The sequence below is a fragment of the Synechococcus sp. CBW1006 genome, from assembly GCF_015840525.1.
Lineage (GTDB): Bacteria > Cyanobacteriota > Cyanobacteriia > PCC-6307 > Cyanobiaceae > CBW1002.
Map to the genome: position 1 here is coordinate 1,571,167 of NZ_CP060396.1, position 16,067 is coordinate 1,587,233.

Annotated in this window: 15 protein-coding genes and 1 tRNA gene; 8 read left to right on the top strand and 8 right to left on the bottom strand. The window is 66.6% G+C overall.

From position 1 onward, the window contains the following. Window positions 1-13: 13 nt before the first annotated feature. Window positions 14-535 carry a photosystem I assembly protein Ycf3 gene (locus H8F26_RS07495; protein ID WP_197158594.1) on the bottom strand — a complete coding sequence of 174 codons (522 nt, stop codon included), beginning with the start codon at window positions 533-535 and terminating at the stop codon, window positions 14-16. Window positions 536-749: 214 nt separating this feature from the next. Between H8F26_RS07495 and H8F26_RS07500 the strand changes: the two genes are divergently transcribed. From H8F26_RS07500 to H8F26_RS07510, 3 genes are read left to right on the top strand one after another with little or no spacing between them, the layout of a single operon-like run. Next, window positions 750-3,074: a cation-translocating P-type ATPase gene (locus H8F26_RS07500; RefSeq protein ID WP_197159055.1), complete on the top strand. Its 2,325-nt coding sequence runs from the start codon at window positions 750-752 to the stop codon at window positions 3,072-3,074. A gap of 44 nt (window positions 3,075-3,118) precedes the next feature. Further along, window positions 3,119-3,760, top strand: a complete 642-nt coding sequence (gene tmk / locus H8F26_RS07505; protein WP_197158595.1) for a dTMP kinase — start codon at window positions 3,119-3,121, stop codon at window positions 3,758-3,760. Then, entirely contained in the window at window positions 3,753-4,790 is a 1,038-nt protein-coding gene (locus H8F26_RS07510) for a DNA polymerase III subunit delta' (protein WP_197158596.1), read from the top strand. Before tmk ends, H8F26_RS07510 begins: the two co-directional genes overlap by 8 nt. Here the strand turns inward: H8F26_RS07510 and H8F26_RS07515 are convergent. The 4 genes from H8F26_RS07515 to H8F26_RS07530 all read right to left on the bottom strand — a co-directional run bounded on the left by H8F26_RS07515 (window position 4,744) and on the right by H8F26_RS07530 (window position 6,949). Continuing rightward, complete coding sequence (locus tag H8F26_RS07515) at window positions 4,744-5,523, bottom strand: response regulator transcription factor (RefSeq protein ID WP_197158597.1); 780 nt, start codon at window positions 5,521-5,523, stop codon at window positions 4,744-4,746. The two genes, H8F26_RS07510 and H8F26_RS07515, sit on opposite strands and share 47 nt — an antisense overlap. A gap of 328 nt (window positions 5,524-5,851) precedes the next feature. Continuing rightward, window positions 5,852-5,923, bottom strand: a tRNA-Asn gene (locus tag H8F26_RS07520). A 16-nt stretch (window positions 5,924-5,939) separates the two neighbouring features. Further along, on the bottom strand, window positions 5,940-6,653 hold the full coding sequence (locus tag H8F26_RS07525; RefSeq protein ID WP_197158598.1) for an ABC transporter ATP-binding protein: 714 nt from the start codon (window positions 6,651-6,653) through the stop codon (window positions 5,940-5,942). Between the two features lie 32 nt (window positions 6,654-6,685). Beyond that, window positions 6,686-6,949, bottom strand: a complete 264-nt coding sequence (locus H8F26_RS07530; protein ID WP_197158599.1) for a hypothetical protein — start codon at window positions 6,947-6,949, stop codon at window positions 6,686-6,688. Window positions 6,950-7,103: 154 nt separating this feature from the next. Here H8F26_RS07530 and psbD point away from each other — a divergent pair, with 154 nt between their 5' ends. From psbD to H8F26_RS19865, 4 genes are all read left to right on the top strand, one after another. Beyond that, window positions 7,104-8,159, top strand: coding sequence for a photosystem II D2 protein (photosystem q(a) protein) (psbD, locus tag H8F26_RS07535; protein WP_197158600.1), 1,056 nt, complete (start codon window positions 7,104-7,106; stop codon window positions 8,157-8,159). 432 nt (window positions 8,160-8,591) lie between these two features. Then, window positions 8,592-9,146, top strand: a complete 555-nt coding sequence (locus H8F26_RS07540; RefSeq protein WP_197158601.1) for a hypothetical protein — start codon at window positions 8,592-8,594, stop codon at window positions 9,144-9,146. Beyond that, window positions 9,101-9,718, top strand: coding sequence for an ISAs1 family transposase (locus tag H8F26_RS19860; protein WP_197158602.1), 618 nt, complete (start codon window positions 9,101-9,103; stop codon window positions 9,716-9,718). The genes H8F26_RS07540 and H8F26_RS19860 overlap by 46 nt, the downstream gene beginning before the upstream one ends. Continuing rightward, a complete protein-coding gene (locus H8F26_RS19865) occupies window positions 9,718-10,227 on the top strand; it encodes an ISAs1 family transposase (RefSeq protein ID WP_255518229.1) in 510 nt (169 codons plus the stop codon). The genes H8F26_RS19860 and H8F26_RS19865 overlap by 1 nt, the downstream gene beginning before the upstream one ends. Here the strand turns inward: H8F26_RS19865 and H8F26_RS07555 are convergent. The 3 genes from H8F26_RS07555 to H8F26_RS07565 are packed head-to-tail and all read right to left on the bottom strand — an operon-like array spanning window position 10,199 to window position 14,005. Then, entirely contained in the window at window positions 10,199-10,762 is a 564-nt protein-coding gene (locus tag H8F26_RS07555) for a hypothetical protein (protein WP_197158603.1), read from the bottom strand. The two genes, H8F26_RS19865 and H8F26_RS07555, sit on opposite strands and share 29 nt — an antisense overlap. A 35-nt stretch (window positions 10,763-10,797) precedes the next feature. After that, window positions 10,798-12,441 carry a DUF2079 domain-containing protein gene (locus tag H8F26_RS07560; protein WP_231605534.1) on the bottom strand — a complete coding sequence of 548 codons (1,644 nt, stop codon included), beginning with the start codon at window positions 12,439-12,441 and terminating at the stop codon, window positions 10,798-10,800. A 16-nt stretch (window positions 12,442-12,457) separates the two neighbouring features. Then, window positions 12,458-14,005 carry a glycosyltransferase family 39 protein gene (locus H8F26_RS07565; protein ID WP_231605535.1) on the bottom strand — a complete coding sequence of 516 codons (1,548 nt, stop codon included), beginning with the start codon at window positions 14,003-14,005 and terminating at the stop codon, window positions 12,458-12,460. 146 nt (window positions 14,006-14,151) lie between these two features. Here H8F26_RS07565 and H8F26_RS07570 point away from each other — a divergent pair, with 146 nt between their 5' ends. After that, window positions 14,152-15,741, top strand: a complete 1,590-nt coding sequence (locus H8F26_RS07570; RefSeq protein ID WP_197158604.1) for an iron uptake porin — start codon at window positions 14,152-14,154, stop codon at window positions 15,739-15,741. The last annotated feature ends 326 nt before the right edge of the window (window positions 15,742-16,067 follow it).

Genomic DNA, 16,067 nt, shown 5'->3' on the forward strand with positions numbered 1-16,067 from the left:
GGCCTGCGGAGGCTCAGAAGTACACGTCCACGTTGCTGCGACCCGACGACTTCAGCCAGTTCTCGATGTCCAGGTAGCCGCCGGGGTAGAGCCGCACCGCCTTGCCCCAGTAGTCGGCGGCCTGGTCAAGCCAGCGGTCTGCCGCGTCCTGGTCGCCGGCTTCCGCCGCCAGACGGCCCCACTTCTCATAGATCAGACCCATGTTCTTGAGGCAGGAGGGGGAGTTGGGGTTGGCGTCGAGCGACTGGCGGTAGTACTCGAGCGACTTCTCCTCCTCGCCATTGCTCATGTAGATGATCGCCATGTTCTTGAAGATCTCGCCCCGGTCCACGGCGTTCTCCTCGAGCTTGAGGGCTTCCTCGTAATTCTCCAGGGCCTCGGCATAGTCACCGTCGTTCTGGGCCGAGAGGCCATCGCGGTAGTACACATAGGCTTCCTTGGCCTTGGGATCGATCGGCATCAGCTTCACGATCAGATCGGCCATCACCGTGAAGCTCTTGTCGATGAAGTTGTCGTTGCGCTGGCTGCGGGGCACGGCTGGATCCTGGTCTGCTTGCCACCATCCTGCATGGTTTCGCTGACGGCCCGGCGCTTTGGCCCAGGGCTGGAGAGTGGGCTGCCTAGCCTGCCTGTACTGCCTCTGGATCGTGAGCGATCGGTCTGCATCGACCAGCGCCCCTGCAGCGCCTGGTACGTCCGATGGGGCGGAATCGCCCGCCCTCGAGCCGCTGCTGCTGGAGGTGGAGGGCATGAAATGTGGCGGCTGCGTGCGGGCGGTGGAGCGCCGCCTGCTGGAGCAGCCGGGCGTATGCCAGGCCAGCGTCAATCTGCTCACCCGTACGGCCTGGGTGGGGCTGGATCCAGGCGCAGCCTCAGACACCCTGCCAGCGCTGCAGGCCAGCCTGCTGGGCCTGGGCTTCGCGGCCAGTCCTCGCTTGTCGGTGGAGGCCCTGGATCGCCGCGACCAGCGGGAGCAGGAGCACTGGTGGCGCCAGTGGCGGCAACTGGTGGTGGCGCTGCTGCTGGTGCTGGTCTCCGGCCTTGGACACCTGGCCATGGTGGGTGGCCTGCCTGAGCGCCTCACCGCCGCAGGAGCGCCGCTCGCAGCACTGATCGACCCGGGGGTGCACGCGGTGGTGGCCACCGTGGCTCTGCTTGGGCCTGGCCGGCCGATCCTGCTGCGGGGTCTGCGGGCCGCCCTGGCCGGGATGCCCAGCATGGACACCCTGGTGGGGCTGGGGGTGGCCAGTGCCTACGGCGCCAGCCTCGTGGCCTATCTCCACCCCACCAGCGGCTGGCCCTGTTTCTTCAACGAACCGGTGATGCTGCTCGGCTTCGTGCTGCTGGGCCGCTTTCTGGAGGACCGGGCCCGCCAACGCACCGGTCGGGCGATCGAGCAGCTGGCCCGCCTGCAACCCGAAACGGCCCTGCTGTTGCTCGGCACCGATGCGCCCCGGCCGGTGCGGGTGGGGGGGCTGCGGCCCGGCGATCGGGTGCGGATCCTGCCCGGCGATCGGGTGCCCGTGGATGGGGTGGTGCGAGACGGCGCTTCGGCGGTGGATGTGTCCAGCCTCACCGGCGAGCCCCTGCCTGTTCAGGCCGAGGCCGGCACGCAGCTCGATGCCGGCAGCCTCAACCTGGAAGCGCCCCTGGTGCTGGAGGTGGAGCGCAGCGGCAGCGACAGCGCCATCAGCCGCATCGTCCATCTGGTCGAGCAGGCCCAGGCCCGCAAAGCGCCGATCCAGGGCCTGGCCGACCGGGTGGCCGGGCGCTTCGCCGGCGTGGTGGTGCTGCTGGCGCTCGCCACGTTTCTGTTCTGGTGGCAGTGGGGTGCATCTCTGTGGCCGCAGGTTCTCCAGGCCGCGTCCCATACCGGCGCCAGCCCCCATGCGGCCCATGCCGCCCTCGGCATGGCCGCCGACACCCCCTTTGCCCTGGCCCTGCAGCTGGCGATCGCCGTGCTGGTGGTGGCCTGTCCCTGCGCCCTCGGCCTGGCGACCCCCACCGCGATCACGGTGGGCTCCGGTCTGGCGGCCAGCCGGGGCTTGCTGTTCCGCGGTGGCGATGCGATCGAGGTCGCCGCTTCCCTGCACGGTGTCCTGTTCGACAAGACCGGCACCCTCACGCTGGGCCGGCCCCTGGTCAGCGCGGTCTGCCCGCTCAACGCCCCTGCGGATGGCGCGGCAGCGGATCGCTTGCTCCAGCTCGCCGCAAGCCTCGAACAGCACACCCGCCATCCGCTCGCCCACGCCCTGCTGCAGGAGGCCGAGCGCCGCGGACTGGCGTTGCTGCCAGTGGCCGAGACCCGAACCCTCAGTGGTGACGGCGTCGAAGGGATGTTCGTCAGCGAGGAGCAGGGACTGCGGGTGCGGGTGGGCCGACCCGCATGGCTGGCAGCAACCGGCGTCGCCATGGAGGGCCTGGACCGCAGGGTCCAGGCCCTGGAGCGTCAGGGAGCCAGCGTGCTGGCCGTGGCGGAGGGAACCGTGCCGCTCGGCCTGGTGGCGGTCGAGGATCAGCCCCGCAGCGATGCCCTGCAGACCCTGGAGCAGCTGCGGCATCAGCGGCTGCGGCTGGGCCTGCTCAGCGGAGACCGGCGATCCGCCGTCAACCGCCTGGGCCAGCGGCTCGGACTGACCGCCGAGGAACTGGCCTGGGAGCTGCGTCCTGAGCAGAAGCTGGAGCGGATTCTTGAAGCGCGCCAGCTGGGGCCGGTGGCGATGGTGGGAGACGGCATCAACGACGCCCCGGCCCTGGCCGCCGCCGATCTCGGCATCGCGGTGGGCACCGGCACCCAGATCGCGCAGGACACGGCCGATCTGGTGGTGCTGGGCGATCGGTTGAACGGGGTGGTCGAGGCCCTGACGATCGCTCGCCGAACCATGGCGACCGTGCGGGCCAACCTGGCCTGGGCCTTCGGCTACAACCTGATCGTGCTGCCGATCGCTGCCGGAGCCCTGCTGCCCGGCTTCGGCATCGTGCTGACGCCGCCGCTGGCGGCCCTGCTGATGGCCCTCAGCTCGATCACGGTGGTGGTCAACGCCCTGCTGCTCTCCCCCTACATTCGGCCTTGACCGGCAGCGCCCGACCAGCTGGGACGGGAGAGGAGGGATAGGCCATGGAGCGCGGGCGGTTCCTGGTGTTCGAAGGCATCGATGGATGCGGCAAGACCACCCAGCTCGAAGCCCTGCGCCAGTGGTTGCCTGGCTCCGGCCTGATGCCCACGGCGGCCCGCTTGCTGACGACCCGCGAACCAGGGGGCACTGCGCTGGGCCTGGCCCTGCGCCAGCTGCTGTTGCATCCACCCGACGATCAGGCGCCCTGCAGTGAGGCCGAGCTGTTGCTCTACGCGGCCGATCGAGCCCAGCACGTGCAGCAGTGCCTGCAACCGGCTCTGGCCGCCGGCGACTGGGTGCTCAGCGATCGCTTCAGCGGATCCACCGCCGCCTATCAGGGCTATGGGCGTGGCTTGCCCTGGGATCAGATCCTGCCGCTGGAGCGGATCGCCACCGGTGGCCTGCAGCCCGATCTCACGCTCTGGCTGGATCTGCCCCTGGCGGCGTCGCTGCAGCGCCGTGGAGGTCGCCCTGCAGACCGGATCGAGGCCAGCGGCGAAGCGTTTCTGGCGAGGGTGCAGGCCGGTTTCCGCCAACTGGCGCTGGAACGGGGCTGGTGCAGGCTGGATGCCGCTGGTTCCCCCGACCAGGTGACGGCGGCCTGCCGGGCCCTGCTGGAAAGCAGGTTCGGCCCGCATGGCTGACCTGTTCGCCGATCTGATCGGGCAGCCGCAGGCCGTGGTCCTGTTGCAGGCGGCGCTGGAACGTCGCCGCCTGGCACCGGCCTATCTGTTCGCCGGGCCGGAGGGCGTGGGTCGGCGGCTGGCCGTGCTGCGCTTTCTCGAGGGAGTGCTGGCGGGGCCGGAGGGATCAGCCTCGGTGCGGCGTCGCCTGGCGCAGGGAAACCATCCCGACCTGCTCTGGGTGGAACCCACCTATCAGCACCAGGGTCAGCTCTACACAGCGGCCCAGGCACGCGAGCAGGGCCTCAGCCGCCGGGCCTTGCCGCAGTTGCGGCTCGAGCAGGTGCGCGAGCTGACCCGCTTTCTGGCACGCCGGCCGCTGGAGGCGGACCGCTGCCTGGTGGTGGTGGACACGGCCGAAGCGATGGCGGAAGGAGCCGCCAATGCTCTGCTCAAGACCCTGGAGGAGCCCGGCGACAGCCTGCTGGTGCTGATCAGCGCGGCGCCGGAACAACTGCTCAGCACAATCCGCTCCCGTTGCCAGCAGGTTCCCTTCGCGCGGCTCTCACCGGCCCTCCTGGCCCAGGTGCTGGCCTCCCTGCCACCAACGCCACCCGACGATCCACCGATGGCCGATCCCCCCGGACTGCTCGACCTGGCGGCCGGCTCGCCTGGAGCCCTGCTGGAGCATCGTCGCCAGTGGCAGGCGCTGCCCGCTGGCGTGGCCGAGCGGCTGCTCGACCTCAGGCCCGATCCGCTTGAGGCCCTGGCTCTGGCCAGGGATCTGACGGAGGCCCTGGACGCCGAGCAGCAACTCTGGCTGCTGGACTGGTGGCAATGGCAGCTGTGGCATCGCCATCACCAGCCCCAGAGCCTGGGGCGGCTTGAGCTGTTGCGTCGCCAGCTGCTGGCCTATGTCCAACCTCGGCTGGCCTGGGAGGTGGCTCTGCTGGATCTGGGCCTGCAGCAACGGGGCCTGCTCGGACAGGGCAGCGAGGAGAGGATCAGGCCGAGGCCCGTTCCTGGCGCCGCTGCTCCCGCGTCTCATTGATCAGTGCCTGGACCTGCAGCAACTGGTCTCCGATGGGAAGCTCCAGGCAGTAGCCGGCGCCATAGACAGTCTTGATGAAGCGAGGCTTGCGTGGATCTGGCTCAAGCTTGGTGCGCAGATGGCGCACGTGCACCCGAATGGTTTCGATGTCGTCGTCGGGCTCGTAGCCCCACACCTCCTTGAGAATGAGTGAAGGGGAGACGGTCTGGCCATGGCGCTGCAGCAGGCAGTGCAGCAGTTCGAACTCGAGGTGGGTGAGCCTTACCGGCTGATCGAACCAGATCGCCTCAAACCGCTCCGGCACCAGGGTCAGGCTGCCGTAGCTGAGGATTTCGGTCTGCTTGGTGGAGAGGGGGGCACGGTCGGTGCGGCGGAGCAGCGCCTTGACCCGCACCATCAGCTCCTCAAGATCAAAGGGCTTGGTGAGGTAGTCATCGGCGCCGGAGTTGAAGCCGCTCACCTTGTCCTTGATGCCACCCAGAGCTGTGAGCATCAGGATCGGGATCCGGGCGGTGCGCTCGTCCCGTCGCAGGCGCTGGCAGAGGGTGAGGCCGTCCACCTTGGGCAGCATCAGATCCAGCAGGATCACGTCAGGGGTGACCTGGACGGCCAGAGCCTGACCCTTGATGCCGTCCTCGGCGCGATGGACGTCAAAGCCGCTGTGCTCCAGATGGCCGGCCACCAGCTCACGCATGTCGCTGTCGTCTTCGATCAGCAGGATGCAGGGCTTCATGGATGGAGCGGAGGCGTGGGTGATTGCAGAAGAACGCTGGAGCGGGAGCCTGTCCAAAGGGACTGGACACTACTGGAATCCGGTCAGGGATCCTTGCCCGGAGTTGATGGCGCTGGCGGGGGGCCTGCGACAGGCAAGGAAGGGACCGGGTCGCAGTTTCGGTTGTGGCTGAATGAAAGCGGCGCCATCCTCCCAGAGAACCAGTGCCCGGAACCTCTGACCGCTGTAGGGGGTGCTTCATGGCCGACGGCCCCTGCTGGGCAGGACTTGACACGGCGGGACTGACCAAAAAAAAGCCGAAGCGTTTGCTTCGGCTTCAGAACAACAACTCCCCGGGCGGGATTCGAACCTGCGACCAATCGGTTAACAGCCGACCGCTCTACCGCTGAGCTACCGAGGATTGGGACCACGAGAAACTACCCCGCAGCCTTGCCCCCTTGCAAGGGGGCAAGGCTGCGCCGCAGGCTTGCACCGCTCTGCCAGGGGCCGGCATGGCCCTGTTCCACCAAGGCAGCGCCGTTGCAGGCGGCCAGTTCCTCCAGCCGGTGGGTGATCCAGAGTGCCGTCAGCTTTGGCTCGGATCCGGTGCACAGGCTGTGGATCAGCTCCAGCACACCACGTTGGCTGTCTGGATCCAGCAATGCCGTTGGTTCGTCCAGCAACAGCAGCTGAGCACCGCTGGCCAGGGCGCCGGCGATCGCCAACCGCTGCTTCTGGCCGCCGCTGAGGGTATGGATCGGCCGGGAGGCCATGCCGGCCAGTCCCACCTGCTTCAGGGCTTGCTCCACCCGCTCGCTGCGCTCGATCGAGGAGAGATCCTGGGGCAGCCCCAGCTGCAGATCACTGCCACAGCTGGGCAGCAATAGCTGGTGGTCAGGGTTCTGGAAGACCAGTGCCGTGCGGTCGGGGCGCCGGATCTGTCCGCCGGAGGGCTGCAGAAGGCCGGCAATCAGCCGCAGCAGCGTGCTTTTGCCACTGCCATTGCTGCCCACCAACATCCAGAGCCCCGCACGGGGAATGACGAGCTGGCAGTGCTGCAGGGCCACGCGGCCATTCGGCCAGGTGAAGCACAGCCGCTCGACAGTCAGAGGCGGCTCTGCTCCGCTGGGGTGGTCGGCTTCGGTGCGCAACGGTGCAGCGGTCAGGGGGGACGTGAAGGGCTTCAGCCCTCGAAGCTGAAGCCCGGCCGCCGGGAACCGCCGCCCGTGGCCGACTTCTCGTACATCTGCACGGCCACCAGTTCGCTGCTCAGCAGGCTGATGCGCTTGTCCTCCTCCTTCTCGCAGTGGAGTTCAAGCAGCCGTGGCTGGCCGCTTTCAAGGGTCTGCTTCACCTCGGCATAAAGAGCCTGGGCAGCCTCCAGCTCCTTGCGCTGCACCGCGACGGGCATGGGGCTCAGCTTCAGGGACAGCTCGACGACGTACACGCGCGTGGATCGGTGGAAGCCCACTCTGGCGAATCGCCAGCACCAACCGAAGACTGAGTGCTTGTACTCATCCGGTTCTTAAGGGAAGCGAAAGTGGGCGCGATTCGCCAGCGAGGCCCGTACGATGGGCTTGTAAAGCTTCGTAAAGCCCTTTATGACGATCGCTGCAGGGCGTCTGCCGCAGCGGGGATGGTTCGACGTCCTCGATGACTGGCTCAAGCGCGACCGCTTCGTATTCGTGGGGTGGTCCGGTCTGCTGCTGTTCCCCACCGCCTACCTGGCGCTGGGCGGCTGGCTCACCGGCACCACCTTCGCCACCTCCTGGTACACCCACGGCATCGCCAGCTCCTATCTGGAGGGCTGCAACTTCCTCACCGCCGCCGTCAGCACCCCCGCTGACGCCATGGGCCACAGCCTGCTGCTGCTCTGGGGCCCCGAGGCGCAGGGCGACTTCGTGCGCTGGGTGCAGCTGGGCGGCCTCTGGCCTTTCGTGGCCCTGCACGGCGCCTTTGCCCTGATCGGCTTCATGCTGCGTCAGTTCGAGATCGCCCGCCTGGTGGGCATCCGTCCCTACAACGCCATCGCCTTCTCCGGTCCGATCGCGGTGTTCGTCAGTGTCTTCCTGATGTACCCGCTGGGCCAGAGCAGCTGGTTCTTCGCCCCCTCCTTCGGGGTGGCGGCGATCTTCCGCTTCCTGCTGTTCCTGCAGGGCTTCCACAACTGGACCCTGAATCCCTTCCACATGATGGGAGTGGCCGGCATCCTCGGCGGTGCTCTGCTCTGTGCCATCCACGGCGCCACGGTGGAGAACACCCTGTTTGAGGATTCCGAGCAGGCGAACACCTTCAAGGCGTTCGAGCCCACCCAGGAAGAGGAGACCTACTCGATGGTCACCGCCAACCGCTTCTGGAGCCAGATCTTCGGGATCGCCTTCTCCAACAAGCGCTGGCTGCACTTCTTCATGCTGTTCGTGCCGGTGATGGGTCTGTGGACCAGCAGCATCGGCATCATCGGCCTGGCCCTCAACCTGCGTGCCTACGACTTCGTGTCGCAGGAGATCCGCGCCGCTGAGGATCCCGAATTCGAGACCTTCTACACGAAGAACATCCTTCTAAATGAAGGTCTGCGGGCCTGGATGGCCCCGGCCGACCAGCCGCACGAAAACTTCGTCTTCCCTGAAGAGGTTCTGCCTCGCGGCAACGCTCTCTGATCCCTCCACCAGGCTTCACGATTTTCTCGATCCAAGGTGTCCCTCAGCGGGGCACCTTTTTTCTTGGCTAGAATTCACCTGTTCTGGCAGCAGTGGTGTGGCAGGTTCCCTCCTCCGGGAGAGTAGCCGCCGAAGGCATCGCCGGCTGTCATCCATCCCCGAGGAGGAGGTGTCCATGAGTCCCAGTTGTTCGACCCAGGGTCTGCTGATCGCGGAGAACGCCGGCTGATCGCGGCGCCACCCCCTTGATCAAACGGTTCCGCGCCAAGAGCTGACCCGGCGAGAGCCCCCGGATGCCTCTAAGGCAGCCGGGGGCATCGTTTTGATTCACTGATATGGCCACCCCCGTCTTGTCCCCGAAACGCGGTAAGGCTGATGAAGAACCGCCCTTGAGGACCTATCCTGCTTCAAGAGCGGCCGCGCCGAACGGTGATGAATCTGTTTCGGTACGTTCGCTGGTTATACAGCTGCAGCGGTGGACCGAGATCCTGGAGGCTTACGCTGCAGGTCACCTACTCCGGACTTTGCTCACTGGTTCCACCACTGTTCATCACCTTTGTGATCTCCTTGCAGAAGCAGATCATTGACAAGGGTGGGAGTATCAACAGATCAGACCTGAAGGCTCTGGGAATTGCAACAGCCTTTGCGTTGGTGCTGCTGATCAGTCGTGCCCTTGTGACCAGAAGCACCGACGACGAGCTGAGCCAACAGCGGAGTCAGTATTTTGAAGCGATGCTGGAAAGGTATGTGATCAGTCATCGGGCCCGGACCTCCACCAGCAGTGAGATTGAGCTCGATCTCGAAAGGCTCGACAGGGTCTCCAACTTGTTGGGTCGCCAGGCCTATCTGGTGAGGGGGCAGGGTCTATTAGAAGTCTGTCCCAATAGGTCTGGCGGTGGCGCCCCGCCTACGGTGACCTGCGCGGGACCCGCTCTTGACCCTTGGCCTCTGAGCCCGCCGCCAACCCTGCTGCAGCAGGCGATCTGATCAGCTTTCTCCTGGTGCTGCCGGACTGCCGGATGCGCCGCGGCATCCGCTTCCCCCAGTGGTGGATGCTGCTGGTGGCCATCCTGGCGATCCTCAGCGGCCAGGGATCGCTGGTGGGCATGGAGCGTTTTGCAAAGCGCCACCGGCAGACGCTCAACGAGCTGTTGGGCACTGACTTCGGCAAGTCGCCGTCTGACTCCACCTTTCGGCTGCTGCTGGCCCAGCTGGATGTGGCGGGCTTTGAAACCCTCCTGCGTGACTGGATGGCGGCCCAGCCGGGCGTGGCCGAGGGGCTCGACACCCTGGTCTGTGATGGCAAGACGCTGCGGGGCTCCATCGCTGAAAACACCTCTGGCGCAGCGAAGTTCATTGCCCAGGTGAGCCTGTACTCCCAGACGCTGGGCGTGGCGATCGCCCAGACCACCTACGCCACCGATACCGGTGGCGAAATCCAGGCGCTGCGCCAGCTGCTGGAGGCGGTGGAGCTTGAGGGTGTGCTGGTGCAGGCCGACGCGCTACAGGCGAACCGCCCTTTTTCCTCTATCTCGCCCAGCGCGGCGCCGACTTCCTGATCGCCGTCAAACACAGCCGCCGCAAGGGGTTTCGGCTGATCAGAGACCGGCTCACCTATGGCCGGCGAATCCCGTGGCGCACCAGCAGACGGGAAGTGAAACGGGGCCGTGACATCACCTGGACCCTGCGGGCGATGCCCGCACCGGAGTGGGTGGTGGAGCAGTGGCCGGGCAGCGCCACGATCATCGCCGTGCGCAGCCACGGCATCCGTGATGGCAAGCCGACGGATGAGACCCGTTACTACGTCTCGAGTCTGCGAACCGGAGCCAAGGCCCTGTTGCGGCACGTCAGAGACCGGTGGTCGATTGAGAACAGCTGGCACTGGGTGCGCGATGTGGCGCTACGGGAAGACGGCCACCGCTACCGGGAGGACAACGGCGTCCAGATCCTGGCCACCCTCCGCAGCCTGGCGATCAATGCCCTGCGGCTCGATGGGATCTGGTCGATCACCGAGGCCATCGCTGCCCTCGCGCACGACATCAAGGGTCTGCTGAGGCTGCTGGGGTGACAGGAAGCCGCGAAGAAACAGCCATCAGGATGACTTCTAATAGGCCCTGGTAGTGCACCCCTGCGTCCGTGCTGGTTCGCTCGGGCTGGAACCAGCAGGGCATCGGAAAGGCACGGATCCTTGCTTCTGCCGTGGCATCGTCTGGATTCAGGCAGATGGTTTCCGGCATGGAGAGGCCCAGTTCCGTGACCAGCCGCATCACCTTTCTTCTGTTCGCCAGAAGCCTGGTGGCCTCCAGGCGCTGCGGATCGGGAAAGAATTCGTGCTCCTTCTGGCCGAAGCTGTGGCAGGAGAGGCTCTGGGTGCCCTGGCAGGCGGTGTGGCTCAGTTCCATTCCCCAGATCACGTCCTGGGTTGGCTCCAATCCTGCTCGCCTGAAATGGCGGGTCACCATCGGATACAGCCCCTGGAGCTGCTTCGGCATCTGAATCCGATCCCCCTGCTCCGTCAGGGCCAGGGCCTGCGAGGCCACCTCCAGCGTCCTGTGGCGCGAGGTGGGCCCGAGGCTGCGTGCATCGTGGTGGAACAGACGCATCGAAGGGGAGTTCGGCTCTCGTGTCGGTGATGCCCTCAGTCCGGCGTTGTTCCGGATTCCCCTGTTCGGAGGAACGTCTTGATGTCTTGACTGTCCCCTTTGCGGGTGGGGGCTCCTCGTTCCAACACCACCACGCCGTCATCGAGGGCACGGATGCCGTAGGTGCCCTTCTCGAGCATCTGCTGCACCCGTTTCACGGCCTTGCGGTATTGCTGCCGGTCCCCCGCGAAGGCCGCTCCGTAGCGCTGCAGCCAGTCGAGATCCACGGCGATCCACTCCACGGGCTGCTCCCTCCCCTGCCGGTCGCGGTAGGCCTGGGCATAGGGGAAGCGCACCAAGGCTTCACGGCGAGCCAGCAAGGGCACGAGCGGGGTGTTCGCCGCCACGGAGGCATCGGCGGGGATCACGGCCAGGGCGCGGCGGGCCGCCTGGCCGTGGCTCCACTTCTCCCATGGCGCCTGATGCACCCAGGGCTGGATGCTGTCCGGGATCAGGAAGGAGAGGCTGCGGTTGGGGTTGGCCACTACCGTGAGCAGCAGCGACAGGCCGATCGCACCGATCCAGACGGCCCGGAACCGCCGCCGGTGGAACAGCCCGCCGTGGTTCTGCCACCAGTACACGGTGCCGCTGAACAGGCCAGGCACCACCAGGAACGTGTAGCGGAGGTTGATCGAGAGGGGGTTGTTCGTGCCATGGGCCAGCAGCAGCCCCAGCAGCGGCAGGCCCATCAACAGCCAGGCGTCGATCGACACCAGCGGCACCAGGGCCAGCGGCAGGGTCTGGACCAGCAGATAGCGCAGTGTGTCCAGAGGGGGGCTCACCAGCTCCCGCAGCAGGATCAGGGGCTGGCGCAGCACCAGCAGCAGTACCTGCAGGCTGCTGGCCTGGTCGCGATCGCCGATGTACTGGCCGAAGTTCTCCACCATGAAGCGGCGGGAGGTGTCCTCGCTGAACAGCGGCATCAGCACATTGGTCACGAGCACCACCCAGCCCCCGCCCCAGGCCGCCAGGGCCAGGGCCAGGGGCCAGCGCTGCCGCTGCCGCACCGCCAGCCAGATCCCCACGCCCACCAGCAGCACCCCGGTGTCCTCCCGCACCAGGGGCAGGGCCGCTGCGGCCAGCAGGATCTGCCAGCGGCAACGCCGCTCCAGCCCCAGCAGCAGCAGGAAAAACAGCAGCGGCAGCTGGCAGAGGTCGGTGAAGTTGCCCCAGGTGGGGCCGATCACCGCGTTGGCGCCGTAGAAGCTGCAGGTGATCAGGGCCGCCAGGGCCGGCTCGAGCCGCAGCAGGGCGAGCCGGTGCAGCAGCAGACCGGCGCCGCAGACCAGGCTCACCTGCACCAGCGGCAGTGCCCACGGCCCCAGCAGCGCCACCAGCGGAATCCAGAGGGCCAGCACGGGCGTGAAGTGCTGGCCCAGCCGGTGGTAACCCACCGCCGGCAGTTCGTCGCCGTGCACCACGTTGGTGGAGAGCTGCGAGGAAAGGGTGCTCTCGAAGGGATGGCCCCTCCAGCCGTTGTGGAGCACCTGCAGGAAGATCCCCTGGTCGTAGGAGGCGGTGAGCACGCTCAGGCGCCACCACTGCAGCAGCAGGCCCACCACCAGGAAAACCCCGGCCGCGATCCACACCAGTCGCTGGGCCTGGCGTGTTCGCTTGTCGGGGGGCATGTCGATCGGCATGTCCATCTGCGTGGACTCAGGGGGGCGAGGGTTGGGAAGGGGAACCGGGCTCCGGTGGCCGTTCGCTCAGTGGCACCACATACCAGCTCTGCTGCGGCCAGGGGCAGGCGGCAGCCGGGCTGGGGGGGGCCTGGGCCTGCAGCCGGCAGAGGGTGGCCACCAGCTCCTGTTTCTCTTCCCCGTCGGGGAAGGGCCGGAAGCTCTCGATCGTTTCGAGGCTCCCCACCAAAGCCGTGGCGCCCTGCCGCCGCCAGCGGCGGATCGCCTTGGGGCTCACCTTGGCGGGGCTGGTGAGCCAGCCCTGGCGGCGGGCCAGGTTCAGCAGGGTGGGATCGGGCCCGCTCACGGCCACGATCCTGGCCCCGGGTGGGGTCTTGGCCTGGATCGCCGCCGCCAGGGGGGCCAGCTGGCGCTGCTGCACCCGCTCCACGCGCCAGTAGTCGAGGCTGAGGATCACCAGGCTCGTGGCCATCAGCAGGCCGAGCAGGCCCAGGCGGATCCGGCGGCCCGCGGGCGTGGGCCAGCGCAGGGCCAGCTGCTCCCAGCCCAGGCCCATCAGCGGGCAGGCGAACAGCATCAGCGGCAGCTGGTAGTACTCGTGCACGGCGCTGGAGCGGGCCACCACGGCCCCCGCCCCGAGCACACCGGCCAGGCCCACCACCAGGCTGCCGGCCCGCCGGCGGGGGGCCGCGGCGATGCCGAGCAGCAGCAGCGGCAGCCCCAGCACCGCCAGGTTGCGCAGGCTGATCCGCAGCAGCAGCTCACTCCAGTAGCGCCAGCCCAGCAGCGCAAGCGGGCTCACCCGGTCCGCATCCCCCCCCCAGAAGCCGAAGCTGAGGCCGCTGGCCTGGCCCAGCTGGTGGGCATGCCAGTACCAGAGCGCCGACACGGCCACGGCCGAGAGGGCGAACAGGCCTGCCGCCAGCCAGGGCCGGGGGCGGTTGGGGCGCTCGGCGCAGCCGCGCCACCACTGCCACAGCAGCGGCAGCCCGAGCCACACCAGCGGGAACACCTTGAGCAGGCAGGCCCCCGTGAAGCCGAGCCAGCACAGCAGCAGATCCGTCCAGCGCCGACCCTCCTGCCAGGCCAGCAGGCGCTCGAAGCTCAGGGCCGCCAGCAGCAGCAGCAGCGCCTCGGCCTGCACGCTGCGGCCGAAGTACACGCTGCTCGGCAGCACCGCATAGAAGAGTCCGCCCCACCAGCCGGCGCCGGCACCGAGCAGCCGCGTGCCGATCCGGATCACCAGCCAGAGGGTGAGCAGGCTGCATACCACCGCCAGAGCGCGGGCCAGCCACTCGTGCACGCCGAACAGGCGGTAGAGCAGGGCAGTCAAATATGGAGACAGGGGGAACTCGCTTTCCACATATCCGGGAGAGGCCCCGGCCCAGTCGATCTGAGGAAGCCAGAACACGAGGCCGTTCCCGGCGAAGTGGCGTGCCATGGCCGCCGTGTCCGCCTGACGCCAGCTGTGGACTCCCACGATCGGCATCCAGAGCTGCACCAGCCGCAGCGCGGCACCCAGACCCAGGGGCAGCCAGGGACCCGGGTCTCTGGATCGGTGCATCCCCGGGGCTGGCAGCAGGCGCTCACCCTATGTCCAGAGCACCAGGCCGCTGGTCATTGCCCGGAGTGGCACAGCGGTGCTTGTGGGCTGCCGATCCAGCCGCCATCCTTCGGGACGGCGCATTGCGCCCTTTGTGTGAGGACCCCATGAAACTCTTTAAGCAACTGCTGGTTGCTCCTGCGGCCCTTGGCTTGCTGGCCCCGATGGCCGCCAACGCCAACGAGCTCAACCTGGACGGCGTCAATCAGTACGCCTCCCAGGAGCAAGTCACCAGCATCAGCCAGTTCTCCGACGTTCGCCCCACCGACTGGGCGTATCAGGCACTCAGCAACCTGATCGAGCGCTACGGCTGCGTCGCCGGCTACCCGAACGGCACCTACAAAGGCGGCCAGGCCATGACCCGCTATGAAGCGGCGGCCCTGCTGAACGCCTGCCTCGACCGGATCACGGAAGTGACCGACGAGCTCAAGCGCCTGATGAAGGAGTTCGAGAAGGAACTCGCCGTGCTCCGCGGCCGCGTCGACGGTCTTGAGGCCAAAGTGGGCGAACTGGAAGCCAACCAGTTCTCCACCACCACCAAGCTGAAAGGTAAGGCCACCTTCGTTCTGGGTGCCAACAGCTTCAACGGCGACGCCACCTTCCTGCGGAACCAGTACCGCTCCGAACTGGGTGCCACCACCTTCAACTACGACGTTCAGCTGGACTTCGATACCAGCTTCACCGGCAAGGATCTGCTGCGCACCCGTCTGCGCGCCGGTAACTTCCGCGACACCACCTACCTGGGTGGCAACGAGTTCGCTCCCAACCCCCTGAGCGCCCTGGAAATCGCCTTCCAGGAAAGTGAGGCCTCGGATAACATCGTGGCGATCAACCGCCTGTTCTATCAGTTCCCGGTTGGCAGCGACTTCACCGTCACCATCGGTGGTCGCGTCCGTCAGGACGACATGCTGGCCATGTGGCCCAGCGTGTACCCCGCTGACACCGTGCTCGACTTCTTCACCTACGCCGGTGCGCCCGCTGCCTACAGCCTGAACCTCGGTTCCGGTGCTGGTATCTGGTGGCAGAAGAACGGCTGGAGCGTCAGCCTGAACTATGTGGCCGCCAACGGCAACGAAGGCAATCCCAACATCGGTGGTATTGGCACCGATGGTTCCGCCCAGACCGGAACCGCTCAGATTGGTTACGCCGCTGAGAACTGGGGCTTGGCCGTGGCCTACACCTATGCCAACGGCATCGGGTTCGCCTCCGGTACCCCCTTCGCCGTGGGCGTCAGCGAGTTCGGTGGTTTTGACAGCAGCAACTCCATCGGCATCAGCGGCTACTGGCAGCCTTCCCAGGCTGGCTGGGTTCCCTCGATCAGCGCTGGCTGGGGGCTGACGGGCTATAACTCTGAAGATGATGCCTTCGGTTTCGATGGTCTTCAGAGCCAGTCTTGGTACGTCGGCCTGCAGTGGGAAGACGTGTTCATCAAGGGTAATGCCGCCGGTATGGCCGTTGGCCAGGGTACCTTCATCACCAGCTTTGGTAATGACAGCGACATCAAGGATGCCCTTGGTGACACCCCCAACGACGGCAACTACGTCTGGGAGTGGTGGTACAAGTTCCAGGTGACCGATAACATCTCCGTCACCCCGGCCATCTACTACCTCAGCGCTCCTCTGGGTCAGCTCCAGAAAGTCAATGGCGATACCTTCAATCAGTTCGGCGGTCTGGTCAAGACCACCTTCAAGTTCTGATCAGGGCATGAGCTTGGCAGGGAGAATTGTTAACGCTTTTCTCCCTCCTTGTTCAGTTTGACTGACTTTCTCCGTCGATTCCATCGGCGCTAGCGCAGGCTCCTCACACACCATGCCTTGCTGCAATTAATGCGCCAGGATTTTCTTGCTTTGCAACCTGTGCTTTAAGTACCACGCACCCCGAGCATTCTTCCTTTCTTCGTTTTCCCTGTCCCGGTGAGCTTGTCTCGCCGGTTTTTTTTGTGCTGATCTGATCTTGCGCGCCGCTGAGTCTGGTATCGCAGGGCACTCCGGTCTGTGCTCGCACTGCAGGCGCTCTGCTGTTG